Annotated in this window: 20 protein-coding genes; 15 read left to right on the forward strand and 5 right to left on the reverse strand. The window is 74.7% G+C overall.

Annotation, left to right across the window (positions count from 1 at the left end):
• Window positions 1-224: PHP domain-containing protein (locus ACFWI8_RS32335; RefSeq protein WP_387098848.1), on the reverse strand; the 224-nt coding region annotated here is incomplete at its 3' end.
• Window positions 225-323: 99 nt separating this feature from the next.
• Here ACFWI8_RS32335 and ACFWI8_RS32340 point away from each other — a divergent pair.
• The gene (locus ACFWI8_RS32340) at window positions 324-887 is read left to right on the forward strand and encodes an exonuclease domain-containing protein (RefSeq protein WP_387098850.1); all 564 of its coding nucleotides are present in this window, start codon (window positions 324-326) and stop codon (window positions 885-887) included.
• Here ACFWI8_RS32340 and ACFWI8_RS32345 read toward each other — a convergent pair.
• A complete protein-coding gene (locus ACFWI8_RS32345; protein WP_387098852.1) occupies window positions 884-2,341 on the reverse strand; it encodes an MFS transporter in 1,458 nt (485 codons plus the stop codon). The genes ACFWI8_RS32340 and ACFWI8_RS32345 overlap by 4 nt on opposite strands.
• 132 nt (window positions 2,342-2,473) lie before the next feature.
• On the opposite strand from ACFWI8_RS32345, the gene ACFWI8_RS32350 reads away from it, so the two are divergent.
• From ACFWI8_RS32350 to ACFWI8_RS32360, 3 genes are all read left to right on the forward strand, one after another.
• A complete protein-coding gene (locus ACFWI8_RS32350) occupies window positions 2,474-2,983 on the forward strand; it encodes a MarR family transcriptional regulator (protein WP_387098854.1) in 510 nt (169 codons plus the stop codon).
• Window positions 2,980-3,411 carry an NUDIX domain-containing protein gene (locus ACFWI8_RS32355; RefSeq protein ID WP_387098856.1) on the forward strand — a complete coding sequence of 144 codons (432 nt, stop codon included), beginning with the start codon at window positions 2,980-2,982 and terminating at the stop codon, window positions 3,409-3,411. Before ACFWI8_RS32350 ends, ACFWI8_RS32355 begins: the two co-directional genes overlap by 4 nt.
• 98 nt (window positions 3,412-3,509) lie before the next feature.
• On the forward strand, window positions 3,510-4,313 hold the full coding sequence (locus ACFWI8_RS32360; protein WP_387098858.1) for an SAM-dependent methyltransferase: 804 nt from the start codon (window positions 3,510-3,512) through the stop codon (window positions 4,311-4,313).
• Window positions 4,314-4,406: 93 nt separating this feature from the next.
• On the opposite strand, the gene ACFWI8_RS32365 is transcribed toward ACFWI8_RS32360, so the two are convergent.
• Complete coding sequence (locus ACFWI8_RS32365) at window positions 4,407-7,538, reverse strand: ATP-binding protein (RefSeq protein ID WP_387098860.1); 3,132 nt, start codon at window positions 7,536-7,538, stop codon at window positions 4,407-4,409.
• Window positions 7,539-7,669: 131 nt separating this feature from the next.
• Here ACFWI8_RS32365 and ACFWI8_RS32370 point away from each other — a divergent pair, with 131 nt between their 5' ends.
• Window positions 7,670-8,563, forward strand: a complete 894-nt coding sequence (locus ACFWI8_RS32370; protein WP_387098862.1) for an NAD(P)-dependent oxidoreductase — start codon at window positions 7,670-7,672, stop codon at window positions 8,561-8,563.
• Between the two features lie 53 nt (window positions 8,564-8,616).
• Here the strand turns inward: ACFWI8_RS32370 and ACFWI8_RS32375 are convergent, their stop codons facing one another.
• Window positions 8,617-9,834, reverse strand: a complete 1,218-nt coding sequence (locus tag ACFWI8_RS32375) for a rhamnogalacturonan acetylesterase (protein WP_387098864.1) — start codon at window positions 9,832-9,834, stop codon at window positions 8,617-8,619.
• Window positions 9,835-10,047: 213 nt separating this feature from the next.
• Window positions 10,048-10,683: a TIGR03085 family metal-binding protein gene (locus tag ACFWI8_RS32380; RefSeq protein ID WP_387098866.1), complete on the reverse strand. Its 636-nt coding sequence runs from the start codon at window positions 10,681-10,683 to the stop codon at window positions 10,048-10,050.
• A 46-nt stretch (window positions 10,684-10,729) separates the two neighbouring features.
• Between ACFWI8_RS32380 and hisI the strand changes: the two genes are divergently transcribed.
• From hisI to ACFWI8_RS32430, 10 genes are all read left to right on the forward strand, one after another.
• Window positions 10,730-11,089 (forward strand): phosphoribosyl-AMP cyclohydrolase, encoded by a 360-nt coding sequence (gene hisI, locus ACFWI8_RS32385; RefSeq protein WP_387098868.1) that lies wholly within the window; start codon window positions 10,730-10,732, stop codon window positions 11,087-11,089.
• Between the two features lie 249 nt (window positions 11,090-11,338).
• Entirely contained in the window at window positions 11,339-12,853 is a 1,515-nt protein-coding gene (locus tag ACFWI8_RS32390; protein ID WP_387098870.1) for an anthranilate synthase component I, read from the forward strand.
• Window positions 12,850-13,461, forward strand: a complete 612-nt coding sequence (locus ACFWI8_RS32395) for a TIGR02234 family membrane protein (RefSeq protein ID WP_387098872.1) — start codon at window positions 12,850-12,852, stop codon at window positions 13,459-13,461. The genes ACFWI8_RS32390 and ACFWI8_RS32395 overlap by 4 nt, the downstream gene beginning before the upstream one ends.
• An 83-nt stretch (window positions 13,462-13,544) precedes the next feature.
• Window positions 13,545-13,865, forward strand: coding sequence for an HGxxPAAW family protein (locus ACFWI8_RS32400; protein ID WP_387098874.1), 321 nt, complete (start codon window positions 13,545-13,547; stop codon window positions 13,863-13,865).
• Between the two features lie 52 nt (window positions 13,866-13,917).
• A complete protein-coding gene (locus tag ACFWI8_RS32405; protein WP_387098876.1) occupies window positions 13,918-14,337 on the forward strand; it encodes a DUF2752 domain-containing protein in 420 nt (139 codons plus the stop codon).
• Window positions 14,338-14,482: 145 nt separating this feature from the next.
• Window positions 14,483-15,289 (forward strand): indole-3-glycerol phosphate synthase TrpC, encoded by an 807-nt coding sequence (trpC, locus tag ACFWI8_RS32410; protein WP_387098878.1) that lies wholly within the window; start codon window positions 14,483-14,485, stop codon window positions 15,287-15,289.
• 476 nt (window positions 15,290-15,765) lie between these two features.
• Window positions 15,766-15,957 carry a tryptophan biosynthesis modulator TrpM gene (gene trpM / locus ACFWI8_RS32415; protein WP_387098896.1) on the forward strand — a complete coding sequence of 64 codons (192 nt, stop codon included), beginning with the start codon at window positions 15,766-15,768 and terminating at the stop codon, window positions 15,955-15,957.
• A gap of 229 nt (window positions 15,958-16,186) precedes the next feature.
• Window positions 16,187-17,476 (forward strand): tryptophan synthase subunit beta, encoded by a 1,290-nt coding sequence (trpB, locus tag ACFWI8_RS32420; RefSeq protein ID WP_387098880.1) that lies wholly within the window; start codon window positions 16,187-16,189, stop codon window positions 17,474-17,476.
• On the forward strand, window positions 17,473-18,288 hold the full coding sequence (gene trpA, locus ACFWI8_RS32425) for a tryptophan synthase subunit alpha (protein ID WP_387098882.1): 816 nt from the start codon (window positions 17,473-17,475) through the stop codon (window positions 18,286-18,288). The genes trpB and trpA overlap by 4 nt, the downstream gene beginning before the upstream one ends.
• Before the next feature lie 61 nt (window positions 18,289-18,349).
• Window positions 18,350-19,567: a DUF1266 domain-containing protein gene (locus tag ACFWI8_RS32430; protein WP_387098884.1), complete on the forward strand. Its 1,218-nt coding sequence runs from the start codon at window positions 18,350-18,352 to the stop codon at window positions 19,565-19,567.
• Window positions 19,568-19,655: the final 88 nt, after the last annotated feature.

Here is a 19,655-nt window from a genome sequence, read left to right on the forward strand (position 1 = left end):
ACATACGCCTCGATCCCGATGATCGGCGTCACCCCGGCCCCCGTCGCCTGCTGGAAGAAGTCGTACGCCCCGTGCAGGTTCCCGTGGTCCGTCACCGCGAGGTGCGTCATGCCGTGTGCCCGGCACGCGGCGAACAGGTCCCCCAGCCGGGCCGCGCCGTCCAGCAGCGAGTACTGGGTGTGGACGTGCAGATGGGTGAAGCCCCGGTCGTTCGCGTTGCCCATGGGGGCACACCCTACCCGAGTTTTGAACGAGCGTTCAGGACGTACGTTCAAGCCGGAAAGGGGGTGCCGACGGGCGGCCGGCTCCGTAGGGTCGACGGCATGGGAGCGACTGGCGAGTTGCTGAACGTGGTGGACGTCGAGGCGACGTGTTGGACCGGCCAGCCGCCACCCGGCCAGGTCAGCGAGATCATCGAGATCGGCCTCACGGTGGTGGACCTGACGGCCGGTGAGCGGCTCGGCCGGCACCGGATCGTGGTGCGGCCGGCCAGGTCGAAGGTCAGCGCCTTCTGCACCGAGCTGACGGGCCTCACCCAGGCCGAGGTGGACCGGGGCGTGTCCTTCGCCGAGGCATGCCGGCTGCTGGCGGTGGAACACCGGGCGGGGCCGCGCCCGTGGGCGAGCTGGGGCGACTACGACCGCGGGCAGTTCACCCGCCAGTGCCAGGCGACCGGCGTCCCCTATCCCTTCGGCCGCCGCCACACCAACGCGAAGCTGGCCTTCACCGAGGGCTACGGCCTGCGCAAGCGCCCCGGCATGGACCGCGCCCTGGAGATCGCCGGGCTGCCGCTCGAAGGCCGGCACCACCGGGGCGAGGACGACGCCTGGAACATCGCCGCGCTGGTCCTCGACCTGGTGGGCAGGGGCGCCTGGCCTGCCGGCTAGCCCGTCGCCGCGCCGGTCGTCGCCGCCTCCGGCGCGCGCGCCGCGTGGCGGGGGAGCAGCGTTGTGGCGGCGAGTGCCACGGCGAGCAGTGCGGTGGCGAGCAGGAGCGTGTCGTGGAAGGCGTCGCCGACGGTCCTGACGTCCGGCGCGAGGTCGTGTGTCCTGGCGAAGAAGAACGTGCCCATCGCGGCGACCCCGACGGCGGCGGCGAGCTGGGTGACGGTGTTGAAGAGCGCCGATCCCGAACCGGCGTGCTCGGGCGGCACGTCGGTCAGCGTCAGCTGGATGATGGGCGCGACCACCAGCCCCATGCCGGCGCCGCCAAGCGCCACGCTCGGCAGCAGGTCGAGGAAGCCGGTGTCCGGGGTCGCGCCGGCCGCCGTCCGGGCCATCAGCAGCAGCGCGAGCGCGAGCACCACGAGACCCGCCCGCACGGTGAGCCGGCCGATCCTGGGCAGCAGCACGGCGGCGCCGAGGGCGGCCAGCACGGCCACCGAGATCGACCAGGGCACCAGGGTGAGACCGGCCTCCAGCGGCGCCATGCCGACGCCGACCTGGAGGAACTGCATCATCACCATGAAGAAGCCCATCACGGGCACGGAGAAGAGGAGTTGGACGAGCAGCCCGCCGGCAAGCGAGCGGTGGCGGAACAGCGACATGGCGACCAGCGGCGAGCCTCCGGCGCGCTCGGCCCGGCGCTGCCGCAGGACGAACGCCACCAGCACGGCCCCGCCCGCCAGCAGGCAGCCGGTGGCCCAACCCGGCCAGCGCCCGCCGTCGGACGCGGCGATCAGCGGGTAGAGCAGCAGGAGCAGCCCCGCGGTCGAGACCAGCACCCCCGGGAGGTCGAGCCGCGGCGGAGTCTCGGCGCGGCTCTCCGGCAGCAGGCGGATCGAGGCGTAGGCGGTGGCGAGGCCAAGCGGCACGTTGACCCAGAAGACCAGCCGCCAGCCGGTGCCGGCCAGGTCGGCCTCCGTGAGTGCCGGCCCGAGGATCGGCCCGAGGGTGGCGGCCAGGCCGGTGAGCGAGGCGAACCCGGCCATCGGGCCGCCTCGTTCGTGTGGCGCGTAGAGCAGCTGGATCTGGGCCAGCACCTGCGGCACCATGGCCGCCGCGAACAGGCCCTGGGCCACGCGGCTGGCGATCAACATGCCAGGATTCAGGGCCAGCGCGCACAGCGCCGAGGCGGCGGTGAAGCCGAGCACGCCCGCGACGAAGACCCGCCGGTGGCCGGCGATGTCGCCGAGCCTGGCCCCGCTGATCAGCCCGGCGCCGAGCGCCAGCGTGTAGGCGCTCAGCATCCACTGGAGCTGCGCGGGAGAGGCGCCGAGGTCGGCCTGGATGGAGGGAAGGGTGACGGTGAGGATCGTGACGTCGATCAGGTCGATGAACGCTGCGAGCAGGATGGCGGTCAGGGCCAGCGTTCGGGTTCTTCCGGGCGGCAGGGACGACACCCGCGGCTCCTCTCGGCCGGTGGTGGGGTGATGGGATGCGCGATGCGCGAGATGTGACTGAGCGATGCAGCTACTGCATCGCTCACTATCTGAGCGAGTAAGATAAATCTCCGAGTGAAAGGCGTCAAACCCGTGCCCGAGCCCGCCCCCGACTCCGCGGCCGCCCGACTGATCGACGAGATCCTCTACCTGATGCCGGACATGGCGACCGCGACGGTCCAGCTCAACGAGCTGGTGGCCGGGCGCCTCGGCGTCTCCACCACCGACCTGCAGTGCCTCCACGCGCTCGCCAAGGCCGACGGGCCACTCGGCGCCGGTGAGCTGGCCACCCGGCTCGCCCGCACCACGGGCGCCGTCACCCGCATGATCGACCGTCTCGAGGCGGCCGGCTACGTCGAGCGTGCCGCCGACCCCAACGACCGCCGCCGCGCCCTGGTGCGCGTCACCGAGAGGGGACGGAGCCTGCCCGCCGCCCACTACGACGGCATGGGCCGCCGGGCCACCGAGCTGCTCTCACGCTTCGACGAGCGCCAACTCCGCGCCGTGCTCACCTTCGTGGCCGCCACCCGGGACGACGCCACGACCGAGGCCACGCTGCTGCGCGAGGCGCCGGCCGCGGAGGGCGAGGGGCGGGCACGATGACCCAACGCGCCTACGTCGACGCCCTGATCATCTTCGAGCGCGCCGGGCAGGTGCTGCTCGCCGAACGGGCCAACACCGGCTACGCGGACGGCCGGCTCAACCTGCCAAGCGGCAAGGTCGAACACGGCGAGAGCGTGGTGCGGGCCGTGGTCCGCGAGGCCCGCGAGGAGGTCGGCGTCGACCTCGACCCGGCCGCACTGCGGATCGTGCACACCATGCACTACCGGTCCCCCGAGGGTTCCGCGCGCGTCGGTTTCTTCTTCGCCACCAACCGCTGGGCCGGCGCCCTGCACAACGCCGAACCGCACAAGTGCGCGGGCCTGTTCTGGCACGACCCGCGCCGCCTGCCCGGCACCGTCGTCCGCTACAACGCGCTGGGCATCGGCCACTACCTGCGGGGCGAACCGGTGTCCGTGCACGGCTGGTAGGAGCCGCGCCACGGCCCGGGGCGAAGGCGGCCGCCTGACGGACCGTGAACTGTGGGAGATAGCCTGCGCCCAGGTTCCGCGTCACCCCCGGGAGAGAGATGAGCACCCCCACCGACCCCTTCAACGTGCCGCACTCGGCGCGGATGTACGACTACTACCTCGGGGGCAAGGACAACTACCAGGTCGACCGGGAGGCCGCCGAGAAGGTCCTCGACTGGTGGCCGGGGGTGCGCGACGCGGCACGGGCCAACCGGGCCTTCATGCAGCGGGCGGTCCGACTCCTCGTCGAGGAGGCGGGGATCCGCCAGTTCCTCGACATCGGCACCGGCATACCCACCGAGCCCAACCTGCACCAGGTGGCCCAGGAGGCCGCGCCCGAGTGCCGGATCGTGTACGTCGACAAGGATCCGCTGGTCCTCACGCACGCCGAGTCCCTGATGCGCAGCACGCCCGAGGGCCACACCACCTACATCCACGCCGACCTGATCACCGACCTCGACGACATCCTCCGGTCGCCCCAACTGACCGAGACCATCGACCTGTCGAAGCCGGTCGCGCTGTCGCTGCTCGCGCTGCTGCACTTCGTGACGGACGAGCAGGGCGCCCACGCCATCGTGCGCCGGCTGCTCGACGCGCTGCCCGCCGGTTCCGCGCTGCTGCTGAGCCATGTCACGCCGGACTTCGACGCCCCGGCACTGCGGCAGGTGGAGGAGATCTACCGGCGCGGCGGCATCCCCGCCCAGGTCAGGACGCGCGAGGAGGTGGCCCGGTTCTTCGACGGGCTCCAACTGGTCGAGCCGGGCATCACCGTGCCGCACCGCTGGCGGGCGTTGGCGAGCGAGTCGACGGAGCTGGACAAGAAGATCTCCGCCTGGGCCGCCGTCGGGATCAAGCGGAACTAGGGAGCGGCGTCGCCGCACGAGGTGTCGATCGCCAGGGCCTTCGCGGCGAGCCGATAGACGGCACCGGCGTCGGCCGCGTGGCGCGTCCGCTGTTCAGCCAGGTCCCGCGGTGTCGTCCCGCCCCGGCCACGAGGTATCGGTGGCCAGCGCCTCCCGCAGGGAGAGCGCGGCGCCCGCCGTGAGTTCGGCCCTCAGGGCCGGCTCGCCGAGCGCGGCGCGGATCGTTCGCTCGGCCCGCTCCACGTCGTGCCGTTCCCCGGCCGGCAGTGGCGCGCCCGCGGCCCGTCTGGCCGCCGCGGCGGAGCCGAGCAGCCGGGCGGCGACGCGAGGGCGGCCGGCGGCGGCCGCCACGCAGGCCAGGCCCTCCGCCGCGAGCGCCACCGCGCGCGGATCGCCGCTCGCCACGGCCGCCGCACAGCCGTCCAGGTGCAGCCGCCCGGCCGCCTCGTGATCGCCCCGCAGCTCGGCCACGAAGCCCAACTGGGCCAGGACGAAGGCCCGGCCCGAGATGCTGCCGACCCCGGCCAGCCAGTCGAGCCACCGCCGCAGGCGGGTCTCCGCCTCGGCCAACCGCCCGCGTCGCCGCGCCACCATGGCGAGCCCGACGTCCGCGAACTCCTCGGCCCACTGGTCGGAGTGCTCGACGGCCAGCCGCCACCCGCGCGTCAACAGCTCCTCGGCCCCGTCCGGATCACCGGTGAGCAGCGCCAGACGCCCCAGACCCGAGAGCCGGAACGACGCCTCCGCCCACAGCCCCAGCTCCTCCGCGGCACCCAGCCCGTCCCGCAGCCGTTCGGCGGCCTCGGCGTACTCGCCGGCGATCTCGGCCCGCATCGCCAGCACCGAGCCGGCCTCCAACCGCCCCCATCCGTCGCCCAGTTCCGTGAACAGCTCCAGGCTGGCCGTCGCGTCGGCCGCCATCGCCGCGAAGTCCGCGTGGCCCACGGCCAGTCTGGCCCGGGTGCTCAGCGCCGCCGCCTCCCCCCAGCGGTCGCCGAGCCGCCGGAACGTTCCCAACGCCCGCTCCACCCGCGCCCCATGCTCGGACTTCTCGCCCACCGCCCAGTGGGACAGCGCGAGGAACCACTCCGCGTGGGCCAGCGTCAGCGGCTCGTCGAGACCGGCGAAGCCACCCAGCGCCCCCTCTCCCGGGTCCTCGGCCGTCATCCCGGCCAGCCACGCCCCGGCCACCGCCCGCGCCACGGCCGGCGCCCGGCCGGGCACGGCGAGCGCGAGCCGCAGCGAGCGGCGCGCCTCGCCACCCCGGCCCCGCAGGAACCAGTACCAGGACAACGAGTTGACCAGCCGCAACGCCGTCTCCGCCGCGCCGCGCTCCGCCGCCCAGTCCAGCGCGCCACGCAACCCCGGCGCCTCCGCGTCGAGCCGCGCCAGCCACTCGCACTGCCGGCCGCCCCGCAGTTCCGGCGCCGCCCGCTCCGCGAGGCCCGCCTGGTACGCGGCGTGCCGGTCCCGGACCGTCTCCTCCTCGCCCGCCTCCCGCAGCCGCTCCAGCGCGTAGGCGGCCACCGACTCCAGCAACCGGAAGCGGCCGTCGTCGGCCACCACCAGCGAGCGGTCCACCAGCCGCGCCAACTCCTCGACGCCGCCCCCGCACACCTCCGCCACGGCCTCCCGCGAGCAGCCGTCCGCCAACACCGCGAGCCGCCGCAACAGCACCCGCTCCCGGGCGTCGAGGAGGTCCCAGCTCCAGTCGATCACCGCGCGCAACGTGCGCTGCCTCGCCGGCGCGTCCCGCGCGCCGGCCGACAGCAGCCGGAACCGGTCGTCGAGCAGCCCGGCCAACTCCCGCACGCCGAACGCCCGCACCCGGGTCGCGGCCAGCTCCAACGCCAGCGGCAGCCCGTCAAGCCGGCGGCAGATCGCCGCCACCGCCTCCCGGTCGACCCCGTCGAGCCGGAACCCCGGCGCTGCCGCCGCCGCCCGCACCGCGAACAGCCGTACCGCGTCCGGGAGGTCGAGCGGCTCCACGGCGAACAGCCGCTCCCCGTCCAGCGCCAGCGGCTCCCGGCTGGTCGCCAACACCCGCAGCCCGGGCGCCGCCGACAGCAGCCGATGCACCAACTCCGCGACGGCGCCCGGCAGATGCTCGCAGTTGTCCAGCACGAGCAGCCCGCGCCGGTCCCGCAGCGCCTCGGCGAGCCGCGCCGTCAGATCCGGCCCGCCCGGCGCGTCGTCCCGAACGCCGAGCGCCGCGGCCACCGCGTCCGGCACCTCAGCGGGGCCCAGCGCCGCCAGCTCGACCAGCCACACCCCGTCGGGGAACGCCGCCGAGGCCGCGGCCCGCTCGGCCACGGCGAGCGCCAGCCGGGTCTTGCCCACGCCGCCCGTGCCGGTCAGCGTCACCAGCCGGCAGGCACCGAGCAGCGCGGCGACCTCCACGACCGCGCCGTCCCGCCCGACCAACTCCGTCAGCCGCGCCGGCAACCGGGGATGCGACCGGGCGGTCGGGGCCGCGCGCCGGGGGAGATCCTGCCGCAGGATCGCCGCGTGCAGCGCAGCCAGCTCGGGGCCCGGATCCACCCCCAACTCCTCGGCGAGGCCGCGCCGCACCTCCTCGAACACGGCGAGCGCCGCGTCCTGCCGGCCGGCCAGCCACAGCGCCCGCAGCTGCGCCGCGCGCAGCCGCTCCCGCAGCGGATGCGCCACCACGAGACCCGCCAACTCGCCCGACACCGCGTCGTACTCACCCAGGTCGAGCCGCGCCTCGGCCCGCAGTTCCCACGCCGTCAGCCGCTGCTCGTCGAGCCGCGCCACGACCGGCCGGCTGAAGGCGGCGTCCGCGTACTCCGCGAAGGCCGGGCCGCGCCACAGACCCAACGCCTCGTCCAGCGACGCCACCCGCGAGGCCGGCCCCGGCGCGGCCGAGGCGGCCGCGAGCAGTGCGGCGAACCGGTCCGCGTCCACCGACCCGGGCGTGGCGCGCAGCGCGTACCCGGCGGGGCCGCGCGCCACCAGGGCGCGCCCGCCCGCCTCCGCGCCGGCCAGCGCGCCCCGCAGCTGGGAGACCCGCGCCTGGAGCGTGCCCGTCGGGTTGCGCGGCGGACGATCGCCCCACAGGTCCGCCACCAGCCGGTCGACGGAGACCGGCGCCCCCTCGTGCGCCAGCAGATCGGCGAGCAACGCCCGCACCTTGGCGTCCGGGACGGTGACCGGCGCGCCCTCGTCCGTCCAGACGGCCAGCGGGCCGAGCACCCCGAAGCGCATCCCGCCAGGCTAACCGCCCCACGGGACCACCCGTGGCCCATCCGTGGCGGACCCGAAGCGGCCCGGCGCACCGTGATCGCGACGGACGCCGACCCGGCGTTCCCCGACGATCGATCCTGGAGACGAACACGATGTCCGACCGCACGCCCGAGCCCGTGACCGTGATCGGCCTCGGCGCCATGGGCGCCGCCATGGCCGCCACCCTCCTGGAGGCCGGCCACCCCGTCACGGTGTGGAACAGGACCCCCGCCAAGGCCGAGCCCCTGGTCGCCAGGGGCGCCACGCTCGCCGCCTCGCCCACCGAGGCCCTCGCCGCCGGCGAGCTCGTGGTGCTGAGCCTGGTCGACTACGCGGCGATGGACGCGATCCTGGGCGGCGTCGACCCGGCGGCCCTGAAGGGCCGGGTGCTGGCCAACCTCAGCTCCGACACCCCCGAGCGGCTGCGCGCGGCCCACCGCTGGGCGGCTGAACGCGGCGCGGTGCTGCTGACCGGCGGCATCATGGTGCCGCCGCCCGCCGTCGGAACCCCCGACGCCTACACCTTCTACGCCGGGGACGAGGCCGTCCTGAACGCCCACCGGGAAGCGCTTTCCGCGCTGAGCCGGATCGACTACCGGGGCGCGGACCCCGGCCTGGCGATGGTCTGGTACCAGGCGATGCTCGCCGTCTTCTGGCTGTCGATGACCGGCTACCTCCACTCGGTCGCCCTGCTGGAGACGGCCGGCGTGCCGGCGGCTGAGGTGCGGCCCCACGTGGCGGAGCTCTTCGGCGGCCTGGCCGCCGAGGGACCGATGGCCTTCCTCAACGCGATCACCGCCGAGATCGAGAGTGGCGTCTACGACGGGCGGTTCAACACCCTCGACATGCAGGTCGTCGGCGCCCGGCACGTCGTGGACGCCTTCGCCGACGCGGGTTTGAGCTCGTCGCTGCCGACCGCGCTGTGGCAGCTGTTCCGCGAGACCGCCGAGGCCGGCCACGGCGCCGAGGGCTTCACCAGCGTCGTCGAGCGGGTCAGGAAGCCGTGAAGTGGTCCGGGCGCCCCTGGATGTTGGGGGCCGTGGGGCGCCCGGACCGGCCCTCAGGCCGCCGGCAGGATCTCGACGGCGTTCAGATGCGCGGTCTCCCCGGAGACCACGAGGTTGAGCAGCCCGTCGGTGACCGACACGCCCGCGTAGGTCTGCGTGGCCGCGGTGTTGGCGGCGGGCGCGAGCCGGCCGGTGACCGAGCCCTCGACGGTGACGTTGGTGCGTGCCGAGCCGGTCGCGTCGCCGGCGGTGATCCGCACGTCGTAGACCCCGTTCGGCACGTTGGCGCGGAACTCGTACTGGCCGTCGAACAGGGCGACGAAGTCCCGCTGCAACTGGTTCAACGCCGTTCCCCGGTCGCGCTCGATCAGGCCGCCGCCCACGAGGCCGTAGCCGCGCGACGCGCTGTAGGAGGTGGCGGCGGTGACCTGGGTGTACGAGGAGGCGACCGGGCCGCTCGCCGGGCCGAGGTCGTAGACGTCGTCGACCGTGTCCCGCACCTGGGAGGAGAGCGCCAGGCCCTCGCCGCGCACCTCGCGGGCGATCAGCCGGGCCATCTGCAGGGCGCCGTACCGCTGGAAGTGGGTGTCGTCCGCGGTGCCGTCCGGACGGTTCGGGTACTCGCCAGGGGCGGTGTGCAGGAAGACGCCCCTGGCGGCCTCGGGGCCGATGGAGTCGAGGTAGGCGCGGCTGGACGCGGAGAGGTCGACCAGCGGGACGTTCTCCTCCTGCGCCACCTCGATCGCCCGCTGCACGTACTCCGGGAAGGAGACGTTGAACTGCCCGGTCGAGGCGTTGTAGGAGCGGCGCGAGACGGGGGTGACGATCACCGGGATCGCCCCGCGGGCACGGGCGCCGCCGATGTAGTCGTCGCGCAGGTACTCCTTGTAGTCCGCGGGGGAGGTGTACCGCTCGGGGATGGTGACCGAGGCGTCGTTGTGCCCGAACTGCACGAACAGGTAGTCGCCGGGCTGGATCCGGTCCAGGATCGTCTGGAGCCGGCCCTGCTCGATGAACGACCGTGAACTGCGCCCGCCGATGGCGTGGTTGGCGACGGTGACGTCGTCCGCGAAGTACCGGTCGAGCAGCTGCCCCCAGCCGGCCTGCGGCTCGTAGCCGGAGTTGTACGTCTGGGCCGTCGAGTCGCTCGCGATGTAGATCGTCGGACCCGCCGCGGCGGCCGCGGCCGTCCCCGGCAGCCCCACCGCCGCCGCGGCCGCGGCGGCGACCACGGCCAGCGCGGTGCCGGCGGCTCTGAGTAATCCTCGCATCCATCACTCCCGTGTGCTGGACTCTGGCGCCGGCCGCCGAGGCCCTCGCGTGAATCGATTCATCCGACCCTGCGAAGACCCCTGTGGTAAGCGCTTTCAAGGGACGGCGGAAGCGTGACAAGGCCGCGCCCGACTGTCAACAGCCGCGACCCGGGAGGACGTTGAACGGTCGCCAGGCGCGCCGAGCGGTCGGCCCGCCGCCGCGCCCGGCGGTCAGGCGAAGCCCAGCCTGGCCGCCCGCAGCTTGGCGACGGCCTCCTCGTCGCCCTCGACGGTGACGCGGGCCGCGTCCTGCCGGCCGGAGGCGAAGATCAGCAGCTCACCGGGCTCGCCGGTCACGGTGACCACCGGGGCGCCCTTGTGGGCGACGGCCACCTGCCCGTTCGGGCGGCGCAGCACGAGGCCGACCGGGCTGCGGCGCCCCATGATCCGCGCGCCCGACTCCACCCGGCGCCACAGCGCGTCCGCGAAGACCGGGTCGAGCGGCCGCGGCTCCCACTCCGGCTGCGCGCGCCTGATGTCCTCGGCGTGGATGAAGAACTCGACCGTGTTGGCCGCCTCGTCGACCTGCTTCAGCGAGAACGGCGAGACCCGCGGCGGCCCCGTCCTGATCAGCTGGATCAGCTCCTCGTACGGCTTGGCCGCGAACTCGTTGCGCACCCGCTCGCCGCGCGCCGCCAGGGGCTTGATGATGATGCCGCTCGCCGCGTCCGGGCGGCGCTCCCGGACCACGACGTGGGCGGCCAGGTCACGCGCCGTCCAGCCCTCGCACAGGGTGGGGGCGTCCGGACCCGAGGTCTCCAAGAGGTCAGCGAGCAACAGCCGTTCACGCTTCGCATGGGTAGACATGATCTCCACCTTAGAGTCCCCGGCGGCCAGGCGGCAGAATGGACACATGTCCAAGCCAGCCGCTCTCGACCCCGCCGTCGCCGCCCGCCTCAAGCGCACCACGGACGGCCTGGTGCCCGCCATCGCGCAGCAGTACGACACCGGAGAGGTGCTGATGCTGGGCTGGATGGACGACGAGGCCCTGCACCGCACGCTCACCACCGGCCGCTGCACCTACTGGAGCCGCAGCCGCCGGGAGTACTGGGTCAAGGGCGACACCTCGGGGCACGTGCAGTACGTGAAGTCCGTGGCGCTCGACTGCGACGGCGACACGGTGCTGGTCAAGGTCGACCAGGTCGGCGCCGCCTGCCACACCGGCGACCGCACCTGCTTCGACGCGGGCGCGCTGCCGCTCGGCTCCGCCTGACGGTTCCCGGCGGGCTCGCGAGGTGCCCTCCTGGCCGTGCCGCCCGCGTTGACCCACGCCACCGGGAGCGGGGGGATCGGAGCGGTGCGCGAGTACGGCCACGCACGACCCGGCTGCCGGCGATGCGCGGCTCCGCCGCACGGGTACCGCCGGGGGCGCGGCCGGAGCCGTCAGCCGGGGGGAGTAGGCCGCCGCCCGCTGGTCCGCCGCTGATGAGCCGGCAGGCCGGTGGCAGTAGGCTCAGCCGGCATGGACCTCGACCGTTTCCGGGTGCTCGCCAAGGACCGGCGGGTGATCCCGGTCACCCGTCGCCTCCTCGCCGACGGTGACACCCCCATCGCGCTCTACCGCAAGCTCGCGGGCGAGCGCCCCGGCACCTTCCTGCTCGAGTCGGCGGAGAACGGCCGCACCTGGTCGCGCTACTCCTTCGTGGGCGTCCGCAGCTCGGCCGCCCTCACCGTCAGGTCCGGGCGCGCGCACTGGCTCGGCTCGCCGCCCGTCTCGGTGCCGCGCGAGGGTGACCCGCTCCAGGTGCTGCGCGAGACGCTGCGCGCGCTGCACACCCCGCGCGACCCGGAGCTGCCGCCGTTCACCGGCGGCATGGTCGGCTACCTCGGCTACGACGTGGTCCGCCGCCTGGAGTCGGTCGGCGACAGCACCCGCGACGACCTGGCGCTGCCCGAGCTGACCATGCTGCTCGCCTCCGACCTCGCGGTGCTCGACCACCGCGACGGCACGGTGCTGCTGATCGCCAACGCCATCAACCACAACGACCTGGACACCGGCGTCGACGAGGCGTACGCGGACGCCGTGGCCAGGCTCGACGCGATGGAGGCCGACCTCGCCCGCCCGGTGCCGGCCGGCGCCGTCGCGCTGCCGCCCGCCGAGCTGCCCTCGTACACCGCCCGCTGGGGCGGGCCCGACTACCAGGCGGCCGTCGAGCGGGTCAAGGAGTACATCAGGGCCGGGGACGCCTTCCAGGTGGTGCCGTCCCAGCGCTTCGAGACGCCCTGCCGGGCCAGCGCCCTCGACGTCTACCGGGTGCTGCGGGCCACCAACCCCAGCCCCTACATGTACCTGTTCAGGTTCGCCGGCGAGGGCGGCGGGCCCGAGGGCGGCTTCGACGTCGTCGGCTCCAGCCCCGAGGCGCTGGTGAAGGTGGAGAGCGGCCGGGCCATGCTCCACCCCATCGCCGGCACGCGGCCGCGCGGCGCCACCCCGAGGGAGGACGCCGAGCTCGCCGAGGAGCTGCTCGCCGACCCCAAGGAGCGGGCCGAGCACCTGATGCTGGTCGACCTCGGCCGCAACGACCTGGGGCGCGTCAGCTCGCCGGGCAGCGTGGAAGTCGTCGACTTCATGTCCGTCGAGCGCTACAGCCACGTGATGCACATCGTCTCCACGGTCACCGGCCGGCTGGCCGAGGGCCGCACCGCGTTCGACGCGCTCACCGCCTGCTTCCCGGCCGGCACCCTGTCGGGAGCGCCCAAACCGCGTGCCCTCCAGATCATCGAGGAGCTCGAACCGACCAGGCGCGGCGTCTACGGCGGCTGCGTCGGCTACCTCGACTTCGCGGGCGACGCCGACACCGCGATCGCCATCCGCACGGCGGTGCTGCGCGACGGCGTCGCCCATGTCCAGGCGGGCGCGGGCGTGGTGGCCGACTCGGACCCGGTCGCCGAGGACACCGAGTGCCGGAACAAGGCGGCGGCCGTTCTCAGGGCGGTGGCCACCGCCGGAAAGCTGCGCGGTAGCGTGGAGGGGTGAAGCGAGACCCCACCCCCGGCAGTTCGAGCGCCCCACGGCGCGCGCTCGCCGGCGCGCTGCTGAGCGGCGCGGCCGGGGCCGCCGTCGTGTTGATCGCCGCCGGCCAGACCTGGGGCGAGGGCGAGGCGTCGGCCGCCGGCGCCGAGCTGCCGGTGACGGCCAGCGGCAGCGCCGTGTCCGGGCTGCCGAGCGCGCTGGCGCTCGTCGGCCTCGCGGCCCTGGTGGCCGTGTTCGCGGTCCGCCGCACCGGCCGCACCGTGGTCTCCTCGGTCCTCGCGCTCAGCGGCGCCGGCTCGATCGGCGCGGCACTGCTCGGCGCCGGCGACACCGAGGCGCTGGAGCGGAACGCGGCGGAGGTCATGGGCCTCAGCGAGGCGGCCGTCAGCAGCGTGAGCCACACCGGCTGGCCGTGGGTCTCCGCCCTCGGCGGCCTGCTGCTGCTCTGCGCGGGACTGCTCGCGCTGAGCTACGGCCGGCAGTGGCCGGCCATGTCGGCCCGGTACGAGCGGGCCGGGCGCCGCGCCGACCGGCGGCCGCCCGCCACCACGGACTCCGACCGCCCTGAGGACATCTGGCGGGCGCTGGACCGTGGCGAGGACCCCACCTAGGTCCCGCGGCGGCGGCTGCGACAATGGACGACGGCACCCGAGCGAGGGCGAGCGCGCCCGATCCTGACCCACAAGGAGCACACATGGCGGACAAATACCACCACGGCAACTCTCCCGCCGCCTGGACCGCCGTCCTGATCATCTTCATCGGCACGGGCGTCGGCAGCGCCTACACGATCATGGCGCAGCCGCTCGGCGTGGTGGCCGGCGGCGTGATCATCGCCCTCGGTGGGATCGCGGGCCTGGTGCTCAAGGGCATGGGCTTCGGCCAGCAGCAGGTGCCCGCCAGCGCGGCGCACGTCGCCAAGGCCAAGGTGCGGGCCGGTTCTGCCAAGACCGCGGACGTGACCGCCGGCGCGGCCGGCACCGACCCCGAGCCCGAGCAGGCCACGGTCGGCGGCTGACCCTCGCCGTCGTGCGATTGCGGGGCGGCGGCCGCGCTCCCATGCTGGGCGTGTGCCACCACCCCGTCCCCCGCTCGCCGGCCGCCTGAGCCGGCTGTCCCCGGTGGCCTGGGCGGCGGGGGCGGCGGCCGCCCTGGGCGCCGTGGCCGTCCTCGACCCGGCGGCCCCCGGCCGCTACCCGCGCTGCCCGGTGCCGGCGCTCACCGGCCTCCACTGCCCGGGCTGCGGGGGCCTGCGCTGCGTCACGGCGCTCGCCGACGCCGACCTCGGCGCCGCCCTCGGTGCCAACGCCCTCGCCGTCGCGATCCTGGCGGCGCTGCTGTCCTTCCTCGCGCTGCGGCTGGCCCTGGCGCCGTTCGGCCGCCCGCTGCCGACACCCCCGCCCCGCTCCGTGGCCTGGGCCCTGGGCGGCGCGGCACTCGTCTTCACGGTGCTGCGCAACCTGCCGGTCGGCGCCGCACTGGCCCCCTGAACAGCCCCGGCGCCGCGCACGTCCGGTATGTGGGACGGGGTCCGACCGGATGCGAAACCTCTGCCCAGCGCCCGATACCATCGGTGTGATTGCTCTCCTGGACTGTGGTCCGGGATCCCCAAACCGACAGGAAGGGGCCGGTCGCGTGAGTGTCCTCGACGAGATCATCGAAGGGGTCCGCGCCGATCTTGCCGAGCGGCAGGCGCGGACAAGCCTCGACGAGCTCAAGGAGTCCGCGGCGAAGGCCCCGCAGGCCAAGGACGGGGTCGCGGCCCTCAAGGGCGACGGCGTCTCGGTGATCTGCGAGGTCAAGCGTTCGAGCCCGTCCAAGGGCGCGCTCGCCGCCATCGCCGACCCGGCCGCGCTCGCCGCCGACTACGAGTCCGGCGGCGCGGCGGCCATCTCCGTGCTCACCGAGCAGCGGCGCTTCGGCGGCTCCCTGGCCGACCTGGCCGCCGTGCGGGCCCGCGTCGACGTGCCGGTGCTCCGCAAGGACTTCATCGTCACCTCCTACCAGCTGTGGGAGGCCCGCGCCTTCGGCGCCGACCTGGTGCTGCTCATCGTGGCCGCGCTCGAGCAGCCGGCGCTGGTCTCGCTCGTCGAGCGGGCCGAGTCCCTCGGCCTCACGCCGCTGGTCGAGGTCCACGACGAGGACGAGGTGACCCGCGCGGTCGACGCCGGGGCGCGGATCATCGGGGTCAACGCGCGGAACCTCAAGACGCTCGAGGTCGACCGGGGCACCTTCGCCCGGGTGGCGCCGGAGATCCCCGACCACATCGTCAAGATCGCCGAGTCCGGGGTGCGCGGCCCGCACGACCTGATCGCGTACGCGCACGACGGCGCGGACGCCGTGCTGGTGGGCGAGTCCCTGGTGACCGGCCGCAACCCGCGGACCGCGGTCGCCGACCTGGTCGCCGCGGGCACGCACCCGGCGCTGCGACAGGGCCGCTGATGCGGGGGCGCTGCGCTGGCCCGACCGCGCCGGCCGGCGGCTCCGCCGCCGCGCCCGGCCGGCCGCCGGCGAGCGCCCGTGAGGTGGTGTGGGACGAGGTTGGTGCGCCGGAGGCGTGGCCTGTTGGCTCCGCGGAGGTAGCTGGGCGGCTGGCGGCGGGCGTGTGCCGGGTGTCGCGAGGCGACGCCCGAGCGCCGGAGGCGCGGCTCACCGGTGTGGCCGGCTCGGCCGGGCGGTTGGCGGCGGATGCCTGCCAGGTGTCGCGGCGTGCCGCCGGTGCGCCGGAGGCGCGATCCGTCGGTGTGGCCGGGCGGCGTGCCCATGAGGTGTTGTGGGGCGAGGCTCGTGTGCCGGAGGCGTGGCCTGTTGGCTCCGTCAGGGTGGCCGGGCGGCCGTGGGGCGAGGTCCGAGCGCTGGCTGGGGGGCGGGGCGGCCTGGTGGCCGCCGATGTCGGCTTGGACAGCGCGCGGCGGTCGGTGGGGATCCGTCGTGGTCTCGCGGGTTGCGTCGCCGGCATAGCAGACCCGGGGCGCGGGCTTCGCCCGCGTGGGTGTCGGGCGCCGGCTCGTCGGGTGTTGGGGCGGCGGGTCCGCTATCACATCGGCGGCGAGCCCGGCCAGATCAACGGCCGCCGATGGCGGCCGACCCGGGCCGCGTCCCAGGCATGAGCCGGGCCGCCTCGCGCTCGCGACAGCGAAGAGCGCGGAGGCCCGAGCCAGCGTGACGCGAGCGCCCCGGCGGCTCGCTCCTCATCCTGCCCATGGGCCGGCCGCTCGGCCGCGCCCGCGGCTCGTCGTCGGCGACCGCCTGGGGCGACGCCGGCCGCGCAGGCCCAGGCCCCGGCCCTCGCACACACCCCTCGTTCGCAACAATCCGGAAGGCAAGGCAACGCAACGAATGTCTGACACCGAATCCGTGGAGTCCCAGCGGGCCGCGGAGTACTTCTTTCCCGACCACGGGGGGCCGGTGCCCAACGACGGCGGGTACTTCGGGGCGTACGGCGGGATCTTCGTTCCCGAGGCGCTGCGCGCCGCCGTCGAGGAGGTGGCGGCCGAGTACGAGAAGGCGAAGGCGGACCCGGCCTTCGGCGCCGAACTCGACCGGCTGCTCACGCACTACACGGGCCGGCCGAGCGCGCTGACCGAGGTGCCGAGGTTCGGCGCCGAGGCCGGCGGGGCGCGGGTGTTCCTCAAGCGTGAGGACCTGAACCACACCGGCTCGCACAAGATCAACAACGTGCTCGGTCAGGCGCTGCTCACCCGCCGCATGGGCAAGACGCGGGTGATCGCCGAGACCGGCGCCGGCCAGCACGGCGTGGCCACGGCGACGGCCTGCGCCCTGTTCGGCCTCGACTGCACCATCTACATGGGGGAGATCGACACCCAGCGGCAGGCGCTCAACGTGGCCAGGATGCGGATGCTGGGCGCCGAGGTGATCCCGGTGGCCTCCGGCAGCCGCACCCTCAAGGACGCGATCAACGAGGCGTTCCGCGACTGGGTCGCCAACGTCGACGACACCCACTACCTGTTCGGCACCGTGGCGGGCCCGCACCCCTTCCCCGCCCTGGTCCGCGACTTCCACCGGGTCATCGGCGTCGAGGCGCGCCGGCAGGTCCAGGAGCAGGCGGGCCGGCTGCCGGACGCCGTCGTGGCGTGCGTCGGCGGCGGATCCAACGCGATCGGCCTGTTCCACGCGTTCATCCCGGACACCGGGGTGCGACTCGTCGGTTGTGAGGCGGCCGGACACGGCGTCGACTCCGGCGAGCACGCCGCCACCCTCAGCGCCGGCGAGCCCGGCATCCTGCACGGCTCCAGGTCCTACGTGCTGCAGGACGACGAGGGCCAGATCACCGAGCCGTACTCCATCTCCGCCGGTCTCGACTACCCCGGCATCGGCCCTGAGCACTCCTACCTCAAGGACAGCGGCCGCGGCGAGTACCGGCCGGTGACCGACGACGAGGCGATGCGGGCCCTGCTCCTGCTGTCCCGCACCGAGGGCATCATCCCGGCCATCGAGAGCGCCCACGCGCTGGCCGGCGCCCTGGAGGTCGGGCGGGAGCTCGGCCCCGAGGGGCTCATCGTGGTCAACCTCTCGGGCCGCGGCGACAAGGACATGGACACCGCCGCCCGCTACTTCGGGCTCTACGACGGCAACACCGGCCGCGACGCCGAGGAGGGCGACAAGTGAGTGGCAACGCGGCGGCGCTCAGCGCCGTGCTCGAGGCGGCCAGGGAGGCCGACCGGGCCGCGCTCGTCGGCTACTTCCCGGCCGGCTTCCCCACCGAGGACGGCGGCGTCCGCGCCGTCGTCGCGATGGTGGAGGGCGGCTGCGACATCATCGAGATCGGCCTGCCGCACAGCGACCCGGTGCTCGACGGCCCCGTCATCCAGAGCGCCGACACCATCGCGCTGCGCGGCGGCATCCGGATCGCCGGTGTGCTGCGCACCGTCCGGGAGGTCCACGCGGCCACCGGCGTGCCGGTGCTGGTGATGACCTACTGGAACCCGGTGGACCGGTACGGGCCCGAGCGGTTCGCGGCCGAACTCGCCGAGGCGGGCGGCGCCGGCTGCATCCTGCCCGACCTGCCGGTCGAGGAGTCGGACGCCTGGCGGAAGGCGGCCGAACAGCACGGCCTGGCCACGGTGTTCGTGGTCGCCCCGAGCAGCAGGGACGAGCGGCTCGCCACCATCACGGCGGCCGGCAGCGGCTTCGTCTACGCCGCCTCGCTGATGGGGGTGACCGGCACCCGGGAGTCCGTCGGCCGGGACGCGGCCGAACTGGTGCGCCGCACCAGGGCCACCACCGAACTGCCGGTCTGCGTCGGCCTCGGGGTGTCCAACGGGCGGCAGGCCGCCGAGGTCGCAGCCTTCGCCGACGGCGTCATCGTCGGCACCGCGTTCGTGAAGCCGCTGCTTGAGCACGACGACGAGGACGTCGCGCTCCAGCGGGTGCGCGAGCTCGCCGCGGAACTCGCGGCCGGGGTCCGCCGTACCGGCTGACCGGCACGTCCGCCCGAACGCGGCCCGGGCCACGGGCCGCGTTCGGGTACAGTCCTGGCTCATGGGTACCGAGGGGACCGCGGCCGGCATACCGTGGCAACCGCCCACGGCGGTTGAGCAGGGCCTGTACGAGGCCGGTTCGCGGGGCGACTGGACCACCTTCCTCTCCGTACTCGCCGGCACCGACCTCTTCTTCCCCATGTCGCAGGAGTTGGCGGACGCCGTCCCCGGCGGTCTCCGCCTCAGCCCCTTCAGGGACCCCCAGGTGGAGGGGCTCTGCGTGGCCGTCTTCACCCGCGGCATGCTGCCGCCACCGGCCGGCGGGCAGGTCTTCGAACGCGTCGACCTCGGTGGCCTCGTCAAGTCCTGGCCGCGGCCCGTCCGTTGGCTGGCGGTCAACCCCGGCACCCCCGTGGAGGCATTCCTCCCGGCCGAGCCCAGGCGGTGGCGCAAGCACCTCAGGAACGCCACCCCCGAGGGCCCGCTCAAGACCCTGTGGACCGGGCACCGCTCAGGGCCGCTCGCCCACGGAATGGCCTGCGGCGCGCTGCTCCTCGTCAACAACGGCTCCCTCTGGAACCACCTCGGCTGGCAGAACGGCGGCTACCGCGAGGAGCGTGAACTGCTGCGCACCTGGTGGGGTGTCTCGGGGCGCGGCGACTGGCAGCGGATCCAGGAGCGGCTGCTGCGGGGCGACGTCATCTCGCCCGCCTGGGAGTTCGTGCTACGGGTGCGGCAGGCGCTCACCAAGGAGCACGGTCCAGCGCCGGGCGCCGTGCGGTGGCGCGAGACGGCCGAGCGGGTGCTGGTCTCGCGCACCGCCGAGTTGGTCGACCAGACGGGCCGGCCACCGGAGTTCGACCTGGAGGCGGACATCGCGCTGGTACAGGAGCTGATCGGCCGCATCCTGCGCTACGAGGCCCGCTTCCGCGCCGACGGCCTGCTGGCCGGCGACGACTCGGTGCGCTCCGTGCTCGCCTGGGACCACGGCCGCGCCTCCTGCATGGCGCGCTGGGGCCTCGGCGCTCGCTACTGCGAACTCCCGGAGACCGAGCGGGCGCTGCTGCGCGTCGGCTCCGCCGCGCGCCAGGTGTACCGCTCCTGGTCCGACTTCGCCGCCGGCTACGTCCTCGGCCGCTGCCTGCACTTCGACAGCGAGGAGTACGGCGACTGGTACACCGAGATGGTCGCCGCGCACCGCGTGCTGTCCACGGACCCGGACAGCCCCTGGCTGAGCGTCTCGTGGGAGCAGTCGGCGCCCGACCGTTCCGACCACTGAGCGGCGGAACGAGGCCGGCGACGCGGGCCCGCACCGATCGAGTGGCGCGCCGGGCGTGTCCTGACCGGGCGCGGTTCGTTGGCTCAGG

The sequence above is a fragment of the Streptomyces sp. NPDC127098 genome, assembly GCF_042722465.1.
Classification (GTDB): domain Bacteria; phylum Actinomycetota; class Actinomycetes; order Streptomycetales; family Streptomycetaceae; genus Streptomyces; species Streptomyces millisiae.

What these genes read in the sequence shown, in the direction of transcription:
- ACFWI8_RS32340 (WP_387098850.1), top strand. Translation starts at nt 324, where the DNA reads ATGGGAGCGACTGGCGAGTTGCTGAACGTGGTGGACGTCGAGGCGACG.
- ACFWI8_RS32355 (WP_387098856.1), top strand. Translation starts at nt 2,980, where the DNA reads ATGACCCAACGCGCCTACGTCGACGCCCTGATCATCTTCGAGCGCGCC.
- ACFWI8_RS32360 (WP_387098858.1), top strand. Translation starts at nt 3,510, where the DNA reads ATGAGCACCCCCACCGACCCCTTCAACGTGCCGCACTCGGCGCGGATG.
- ACFWI8_RS32365 (WP_387098860.1), bottom strand. Translation starts at nt 7,538, where the DNA reads ATGCGCTTCGGGGTGCTCGGCCCGCTGGCCGTCTGGACGGACGAGGGC.
- ACFWI8_RS32370 (WP_387098862.1), top strand. Translation starts at nt 7,670, where the DNA reads ATGTCCGACCGCACGCCCGAGCCCGTGACCGTGATCGGCCTCGGCGCC.
- ACFWI8_RS32375 (WP_387098864.1), bottom strand. Translation starts at nt 9,834, where the DNA reads ATGCGAGGATTACTCAGAGCCGCCGGCACCGCGCTGGCCGTGGTCGCC.
- ACFWI8_RS32380 (WP_387098866.1), bottom strand. Translation starts at nt 10,683, where the DNA reads ATGTCTACCCATGCGAAGCGTGAACGGCTGTTGCTCGCTGACCTCTTG.
- hisI (WP_387098868.1), top strand. Translation starts at nt 10,730, where the DNA reads ATGTCCAAGCCAGCCGCTCTCGACCCCGCCGTCGCCGCCCGCCTCAAG.
- ACFWI8_RS32390 (WP_387098870.1), top strand. Translation starts at nt 11,339, where the DNA reads ATGGACCTCGACCGTTTCCGGGTGCTCGCCAAGGACCGGCGGGTGATC.
- ACFWI8_RS32400 (WP_387098874.1), top strand. Translation starts at nt 13,545, where the DNA reads ATGGCGGACAAATACCACCACGGCAACTCTCCCGCCGCCTGGACCGCC.
- trpB (WP_387098880.1), top strand. Translation starts at nt 16,187, where the DNA reads ATGTCTGACACCGAATCCGTGGAGTCCCAGCGGGCCGCGGAGTACTTC.
- ACFWI8_RS32430 (WP_387098884.1), top strand. Translation starts at nt 18,350, where the DNA reads ATGGGTACCGAGGGGACCGCGGCCGGCATACCGTGGCAACCGCCCACG.